This window comes from Nocardioides sp. NPDC057577 (assembly GCF_042801335.1).
Lineage (GTDB): Bacteria > Actinomycetota > Actinomycetes > Propionibacteriales > Nocardioidaceae > Nocardioides.
In genome coordinates this window covers 47,428-55,101 of record NZ_JBHVGB010000017.1, presented here as the reverse complement: position 1 = coordinate 55,101, position 7,674 = coordinate 47,428, and the positions used below count along the sequence as shown (strand labels likewise).

Annotated in this window: 7 protein-coding genes and 1 tRNA gene; 3 read left to right on the top strand and 5 right to left on the bottom strand. The window is 70.8% G+C overall.

All coding sequences use genetic code 11. From position 1 onward, the window contains the following. Window positions 1-36: 36 nt before the first annotated feature. A tRNA-Gly gene (locus tag ACFU7D_RS05935) sits at window positions 37-109 on the bottom strand. 56 nt (window positions 110-165) lie between these two features. Further along, complete coding sequence (locus tag ACFU7D_RS05930; RefSeq protein ID WP_378864529.1) at window positions 166-1,260, bottom strand: hypothetical protein; 1,095 nt, start codon at window positions 1,258-1,260, stop codon at window positions 166-168. A 100-nt stretch (window positions 1,261-1,360) separates the two neighbouring features. On the opposite strand from ACFU7D_RS05930, the gene ACFU7D_RS05925 reads away from it, so the two are divergent. The 3 genes from ACFU7D_RS05925 to ACFU7D_RS05915 all read left to right on the top strand — a co-directional run bounded on the left by ACFU7D_RS05925 (window position 1,361) and on the right by ACFU7D_RS05915 (window position 5,663). Beyond that, window positions 1,361-2,323, top strand: a complete 963-nt coding sequence (locus ACFU7D_RS05925) for a tyrosine-type recombinase/integrase (protein WP_378864527.1) — start codon at window positions 1,361-1,363, stop codon at window positions 2,321-2,323. 90 nt (window positions 2,324-2,413) lie between these two features. Next, window positions 2,414-3,997: a GMC family oxidoreductase gene (locus ACFU7D_RS05920; protein WP_378864524.1), complete on the top strand. Its 1,584-nt coding sequence runs from the start codon at window positions 2,414-2,416 to the stop codon at window positions 3,995-3,997. A gap of 52 nt (window positions 3,998-4,049) precedes the next feature. Then, the gene (locus ACFU7D_RS05915; RefSeq protein ID WP_378864521.1) at window positions 4,050-5,663 is read left to right on the top strand and encodes an AMP-binding protein; all 1,614 of its coding nucleotides are present in this window, start codon (window positions 4,050-4,052) and stop codon (window positions 5,661-5,663) included. Window positions 5,664-5,675: 12 nt separating this feature from the next. Here ACFU7D_RS05915 and ACFU7D_RS05910 read toward each other — a convergent pair whose 3' ends face one another. The 3 genes from ACFU7D_RS05910 to ACFU7D_RS05900 are packed head-to-tail and all read right to left on the bottom strand — an operon-like array spanning window position 5,676 to window position 7,635. Next, window positions 5,676-6,431, bottom strand: coding sequence for an anti-sigma factor family protein (locus tag ACFU7D_RS05910; protein ID WP_378864518.1), 756 nt, complete (start codon window positions 6,429-6,431; stop codon window positions 5,676-5,678). After that, window positions 6,428-6,931, bottom strand: a complete 504-nt coding sequence (locus ACFU7D_RS05905; RefSeq protein WP_378726921.1) for a sigma-70 family RNA polymerase sigma factor — start codon at window positions 6,929-6,931, stop codon at window positions 6,428-6,430. Before ACFU7D_RS05905 ends, ACFU7D_RS05910 begins: the two co-directional genes overlap by 4 nt. Window positions 6,932-6,963: 32 nt before the next feature. After that, window positions 6,964-7,635, bottom strand: a complete 672-nt coding sequence (locus ACFU7D_RS05900; RefSeq protein WP_378864515.1) for a YceI family protein — start codon at window positions 7,633-7,635, stop codon at window positions 6,964-6,966. Window positions 7,636-7,674 lie beyond the last annotated feature (39 nt).

Here is a 7,674-nt window from a genome sequence, read left to right as displayed (position 1 = left end):
GTGCAGCAAGGGTCTCGGGATGATCCCCCACTATCGAGCGGACGACGAGGCTCGAACTCGCGACCTCAACCTTGGCAAGGTTGCGCTCTACCAACTGAGCTACGTCCGCTTGCGAGAAGAACAGTAGCGGATGTGGTCCGTTCTCCTCCAACTGGGGCCCGCGTGTCACGCACCGTCATCGGGGACGTCGGGTGACGCCGTACGCCGCTCGATCTGTTCCACCAGCTGGGCGACCTGGGCCTGGTGCGCCGCCCGCAGATCCTCGAGCCGTTCGCTCGCATGGGTGCGTTCGCGGTCCAGCTCGGCGCGGGTGGCATCGCGATCCGCCTTCGCCGCGGCCTCGCTCCCGCGGAGGTCGGCCACCTGCTCCCGCAGGGCGTCGATCTGCTCGCGGGCGGCGTCGTGCTGCGTACGCAGCCCGGAGATCGTCGCCTCCGCGCTCGCCGCCGCCTTCTCGGCGGCCTTCTTCTCCGCGATCAGCTGCTCCTGCAGCCGCGCCGTCGCCTTCTCGGCGTGGTCCGCGCGCGCGGTCTCGCTCCGTCGGCGCTGCACGGCCGAGGTGTGCTCGGACTGCAGCTTGTCGAGCTTCTCGTCCAAGGCATCGCGCGCCGAGGTGGTCTCATCGACGCGCTTCTCCAGCGCAGTGATCGTCGCGGATGCGGTCTTCGCCGCGGCAGCCGCATCGGACTCGACTCTCTCCAGTGCCGCCTGGGCGGCCTGACGGGACTCCTCGGCCGCGGTCGTGGCCGCCAGCGCCTCCCGCAGGATCTCGGCCGAGCGCTCGGACTCCTCCAGCGCCTCCGCGGCAGCCGCGTCTGCCTCCTCGCGCTCCGCCTCGGCGGTCCGCTGCGCGTGCTCGGCGCGCACGGCACGGGCGCTCGCGGCGGCGATCTGCTCCTGGGCCTCGCTCTGCACCGTGGCGATCTGGGCCTCGGCAGCGGTCAGGTCGCCGAGCGTACGCAGCTCCTCGAGGGCCTTCGGGAGCTGGTCGAGGAACCGGTCGGCGAGCTGGGTCAGCTGGGTGGTGATCTCCGCCGCCCGCTGCTGGGCGGCCTGCACGGGTCGAGCGGTCTCACCGGGATCCCGGGTCTCGGCGAGCCGCTGCAGGCGCTTCCGCTCGCGCCAGGCCGCGGCTCGGTTGTGGGCTGGATCGTCACAGTACTCCGGCGGGCGGCCGCTTCCGCTCTCCGAGGCCGCCGCGGCCATCGGGCAGCCGGGGAAGCGGCAGAGCTTCTCGTCGACAGCAATCGTTTCCGTCATTACGTCAGCATAGCGTGACGAAAGACGGAACGAATACAAAACAACGCCGAAATGAGATCCCCACGCGACACCCAACATAACCGGCATTATGATGTGTGGCGTGAGCGAGCTCGAACCCCGTCAGCAGACCCCCTCCGCAGACCTCTCCGTGACGGAATCCGTCAGAGAGCTGTTCCTCGACGAGCTTCGGGACCTGCCCCGCGAAAAACGTGCCGAGGCTCTCGCCAGACGGTTCCTGCTCTCCTACGCGGGCCACACCCGCGCGGCGTACGGGCGAGACCTCGCCGACTGGTTCGGCTGGTGCGCCGCCCTGGAGATCGACCCGCTCGCCGCCAACCGGGCCATGGTCGACGGCTATGCCCGCCATCTGGAGACGCGGCGGAGCCCGGCGACGATCGCCCGACGACTGTCGGCGATCGCCGGCTTCTACCGCTACGGCGTGGCGGAGGACGTCCTGAGCGCCTCACCGGCCGAGCACATCAAGCGCCCCAGGACCAGCAACGACTCCCAGACCCTGGGCATGGACAGGGGAGAGGCGCGCGCCTTCCTCGCCGCCGCCCGCGAGCACTCCAGCCGTGCCGCCGCGCTGGTGACCCTCCTGCTCCACGACGGGCTGCGCATCTCCGAGGCGCTGGGCGCCGATGTCACAGACCTCAGCCACTCCCGCGGCCACCGCATCCTGACGATCACCCGCAAGGGCGGCGCCCGGCGCGACGTCGTCCTCAACCCGGCGACCTCACAGGCCCTCGACGCCTACCTCGACCCACGAGCCGACGGCCCGGTCTTCGCCACCAGCACCGGAAACCGCTGGCACCGCTCCGAGGCGTTCCGCCTGATCCGCAGGCTCGGCACTTCGGCCGGCATCGAGCACGGCGACAAGCTCTCCCCGCACAGCCTCCGCCACACCTTCGTCACCCTGGCCCGCGAGGCCGGCGTACCTCTCGAGGACGTCCAGGACGCCGCCGGCCACGCCGACCCCCGCACCACCCGCCGCTACGACCGCGGCCGCCACAACCTCGACCGCCACCCCGCCTACGCCCTGGGCGCCTTCCTCGCCGACTGAGCTGATCTCGACTCGCTCGACTCCTCCCCAACCGCACCTTCACAGCGGTAGCCTTCGAACGCCCGTCAACGCTGACGAAGGAGATCCGGTATGAGCCAGGAACTGACCAGCGACTACGTGGTGGTGGGGGCCGGCTCCTCGGGGGCGGTGCTCGCGGCGAGGCTCAGCGAGGACCCGAGCGTCCAGGTGACGCTGCTCGAGGCCGGGCCGCGCGACAAGAGCATGAACATCCACATCCCGGCGGCGTTCTCGAAGCTCTTCCGGACCGAGCACGACTGGGACTACTCCACCGAGCCCCAGCCCGAGCTCGGCGGCCGGCGGATCTACTGGCCGCGCGGCCGGATGCTCGGCGGCTCGTCCTCGATGAACGCGATGATGTGGGTCAAGGGCCTCCAGGCCGACTACGAGGAGTGGGGCGCGGCCGCCGGACCCGAGTGGGGCTGGGAGACCGTCAAGAAGACGTACGCGAAGCTCGAGGACGTCGAGGACGCCACCGCGCTCGACGGCATCGGCGGTCCGATCCGTGTCGAGCGGCAACGGAGCCCCCGTCCCTACACCGAGTCCTTCCTCCAGGCCGCCGAGCAGGCCGGCTACCGGCGGGGACGGGCCAACGGCCCCAACCCCGAGGCGTACGTCGAGACCATGGTCACCCAGCGCCGTGGCTCCCGGTGGAGCACGGCGGCGGCCTACCTCAAGCCCGCCGCGAGGCGCGCCAACCTGAACGTGGTGACCGGCGCCCTGGTGTCTCGAGTGACCTTCGACGGCACCCGCGCGACTGGGGTCGAGGCCGTCGTCGACGGAGAGCGGACGACCATCACCGCCCGGCGCGAGGTGATCCTCTCCGGCGGCGCGATCAACACCCCGCAGCTGCTGATGCTCTCCGGGATCGGACCTGCGGCGCAGCTGAAGGACCTCGGCATCGATGTCGTCCGCGACGCGAAGGAGGTGGGGGAGAACCTCGCCGACCACCTCGTCGCCGGCATCGGCTGGGAGGTGGAGCAGGGTTCCCTGGCGACGGCGGAGTCGGCGCGTCAGCTGCTCAACTACCTGCTGCGCAGGCGCGGGATGCTCACCTCCAACGTGGGCGAGGCGTACGGATTCATCCGCTCGCGCCCTGACCTGGAGGCGCCTGACATCGAGATGATCTTCGCCCCGGTCGGCTTCTTCGACGAGGGTCTGGTGCCGTTCGTGGGGGAGGCCGTCGTCGCCGGCCCGATCCTCGTCGACCCGGCCAGCCGCGGCCAGGTCACGCTCGCCTCCAAGGACCCGGCTGCCAAGGCGGTCATCGACCCGCGCTACCTGTCCGATCCCGACGGCAGGGACCGCGCGGCCATGGTCGAGGGTGTCCGGGTGGCGCTGGAGATCGCCTCCCAGCCCGCGCTCAAGCCGTTCCTCGGCAGGTTCCTGCGCCCCGATGTCCCGGTGGACTCCTCCGCGGAGGAGGTCGCCGACGCGCTCCTGACACGCCACGCGCACACGCTCTACCACCCGACCGGCACCTGCCGGATGGGCACCGACGAGGCCAGCGTGGTCGACCCCCGGCTGCGCGTACGCGGCGTCGAAGGCCTCCGGGTCGCCGACGCTTCCGTCATGCCCCGGATCGTGCGCGGCCACACCAACGCGCCGTCGATCCTGATCGGCGAGCGGGCCGCGGAGCTGATCACGAACCCCTGAGACCCTCAGCAGACCCTTTGAACCCACGCGTGACTCAGGTCACACTGGACTCATGACGGATTCCTACGCTGCCGGAGAGACCACCACCCCGCTGCTGGAGGAGACGATCGGGGCCAGCTTCGACCGAACTGTCGCACGGTTCGGCGACCGGGAGGCTCTTGTCGATCTGGGCTCGGGTCGAAGGAGCTGGACGTACGCCGAGCTGAGCCGCGACGTGGAAGCGCTGGCCGTCGGGCTTCGCAAGGCCGGGATCGCGAAGGGCGACCGGGTCGGCATCTGGGCGCCCAACTGCGCGGAGTGGACGCTGACCCAGGTGGCGACCGCGAAGATCGGCGCGATCCTGGTGAACATCAACCCGGCCTACCGCACCCACGAGCTGGCGTACGCCTTGACCCAGTCGGGCATCAGGCTGCTCGTCTCCGCGCCCGCGTTCAAGACCTCCGACTACCGCTCGATGGTCGCCGAGGTGCGCGGCGACTGCCCCGACCTCGAGCAGACCGTCTTCATCGGCGACCCCGAGTGGACGGCTCTCCTCGAGTCCGGGAGCGGGGAGCGGCTGGCCGACCAGGTGACCTACGAGCTGAGCCCCGGGGACCCGATCAACATCCAGTACACCTCGGGCACCACCGGCTATCCCAAGGGCGCGACGCTGAGCCACCGCAACATCCTCAACAACGGCTACTTCACCACCGAGACGATCGGCTTCACCGAGCACGACCGGCTGGCGATCCCGGTGCCGTTCTACCACTGCTTCGGGATGGTGATGGGCAACCTGGGCTGCATCACCCACGGAGCCACGATGGTGATCCCGGGCCCGGCTTTCGACCCGGCGGCCACCTTGGCGGCGGTCCAGGACGAGCGCTGCACCGCCGTCTACGGCGTACCCACCATGTTCATCGCGATGCAGTCTCACCCCGACTTCGCCATCTTCGACCTCAGCACGCTGCGCACCGGGATCATGGCGGGCAGCCCGTGCCCGGTCGAGGTGATGAAGCGGTGCGTCAACGAGATGCACATGAGCGAGGTCTCGATCGCCTACGGGATGACCGAGACCTCGCCGGTCTCGACCCAGACCCGGAGGGACGACGACCTCGAGCACCGCACCGCCACCGTCGGCCGGGTGCACCCGCACGTCGAGGTGCGCGTCGTCGATCCGACCACCGGCACGGTGCTGCCCAGGGGCGAGGCCGGCGAGTTCCAGACCCGCGGCTACTCGGTGATGCTCGGCTACTGGGCGGACGAGGAGAAGACCGGCGCGGCGATCGACGCGGAGGGCTGGATGCACACCGGCGACCTCGCCGTGATGAACCCCGACGGCTACTGCAGCATCGTGGGCCGGATCAAGGACATGGTCATCCGCGGCGGCGAGAACATCTATCCCCGCGAGATCGAGGAGTTCCTCTACGCCCACCCCGACATCGAGGACGTCCAGGTCATCGGTGTCCCCGACGAGACCTACGGCGAAGAGCTCTGCGCGTGGGTCCGGCTGCGCCCCGGCGCGGAGCGAATGACGGCCGAGACCCTGAAGGCGTACGCGACCGGCAAGCTCGCCCACTACAAGATCCCGCGCTACGTCCTGGTCGTCGAGGAGTTCCCCATGACCGTGACCGGCAAGGTCCGCAAGGTCGAGATGCGGCAGAAGACCGTCTCCGAGCTCGGGCTCTAGGAGCTCAGGAGGTCAGGTGAGCGAGGCCGCCGCGACCGCGGTGTCCTTGCCGTCGAGGGTGATCTCGACCCGCTCGACGTCGGTGATCGGCACCGCGGAGGAGGCGTCCAGCCCGAGCGTCTCCCCACCCGACCAGGTCCACGACCCGGCGACCGTGCGCGACCCGTCGCGGCCGACCAGCACCAGGTCGTACGTCACGGGCTCACCCTGGTAGTCCGACGGCGCCGGCGGGCTCTTCCCGGGCTGGGGCGGGTAGTGGCAGCTCCAGTTGAGCTTGGTGCCCCAGGACGTCGGGGTGACGACGAGCTGGGCCCACATGTCGACGCTGCCCACGGGCCGCAGATCGACCGTGCGTGCGTTCGCACCCGCAGAGGTCGAGGGGGCCGCGGCAGGCTGCTGGGTGCCGTCACGACCGAGCAGCAGGCCACCGATCGCCGTACCGCCCGCGAGAAGGACGGCTGCGGCCGCGACCGCGAATGCCCGGCGTCGCCGCCGCGACCTGCGTACGGCCCCGGCCAGCTCTGCCAGCGGCGGCGTCGCCGCCTCCGCGGCAGTCTCCTCGAGCAGGTCCTCGGCCTCCTCGCGCGAGAGCGCGCCGAGCAGCCCGGGCATGCCGGCGAGCTCGGCGACGGCGCCGCGGCACACGCCACAGCCGGTCAGGTGTCGCTCGTAGGCCCGCCGCTCGCTCGGGCTCAGCGCGCCGAGCACGTAGGACGCATCCCAGTCGGCGTACGTCTCGTGTCCGGAGGCGTCCGGTTCGTCGTTCATGAGGTGACCCCCTTCTCTTGCAGGGCGAGGCGCAGTGCTCGCAGACCGTAGTGCAGCCGGGACTTGACCGTGCCGGGCGGGATGTCGAGCTCATGGGCGAGCTCGGCGACCGACCGGCCGCCGTAGTAAGCCCCGACCACCACCGCCCGGTGCTCGCGGGAGAGGGCGAGCAGCGCATCGGCGACGACCCAGGAGTCGAGCACCGCCTGGGTCTGGTCGGCCCGGCTCTGCTCGGGTGGCGACTCGGCGGTGTACTCCCGCTTCCGGCGCGCGCTGCGCAGGTCGTCGATGACGAGGTTGCGGGCGGTGGTGAAGAGCCAGGCGCGTACGCCCTCGTCGGGCCGCTGCAGCACCTCCGGGTTGCGCCAGGCGCGCAACAGCGTCTCCTGGACCACGTCGCGCGCCTCCTCGGCGTCACCGGTGCGGCGTACGACGTAGCGGTAGAGCGCGTCCGAGTGGGCGTCGTGCACCGCTACGAGCAGCTCGTCCTCCGCACCCATGTCACCTCCTCGCACGCACCCAGGATCCCAGATCAGCTCTTGGTGAGCTCGAGCGAGAACTCGACCGTGCCGGTGTCCTCCACCTTCACGAACCCGAGATTGGGCGCTTCGATGCCGAAGTCGGCGAAGGTGACCGGCACGCTCCCGACGACCTGGAGGGCGCTGGCGCCGTCGCCGCCGACCTCGGCGTCCACGGTCACCGACTTCGTCTCGCCGTGCACGGTGAGGTCGCCGACCAGCTCGACCTCGGTCGCGCCCTCCGCGAGGGCGGCGGGCTCGGTCAGCTCGAAGGTGGCGGTCGGGAACTTCTCGGCCTCGACCGCGTTGTCGCGGAAGTAGCCGTCGCGGTTGTCGGAGTCGGTGGCGATGGTGGCGACCTTCACCTCGATGCTCGCCTCGGTGACCTCGCTCCCGGCGATGGTGACCTGCCCGGTCACGTCCTCGGTGCGGCCGGTGACGGTGACGTCCTCGCCCTGCAGCACCTCGTCGAGGCGGTAGCCGGCGTAGGAGCCGTCGGAGACGGTCCAGGTCCCGGCGCTGTCGGCCGTGTCCGCGGGCGCCGCCGAGGCGCTGAGGCTGGGCGCGTCCGCGGCCGCTTCCTCGGCCCGGTCCGCGTACCAGCCGGGTCCGAAGATCGCCGCGACGCCTCCGACCACGATCACTGCCGCACCGATCCCGACTGCTGCTTTCGTACGTGTCCGCACGCCGTTTCCTCTCGCCTGGAGGCCGACCCGATGCCGGCC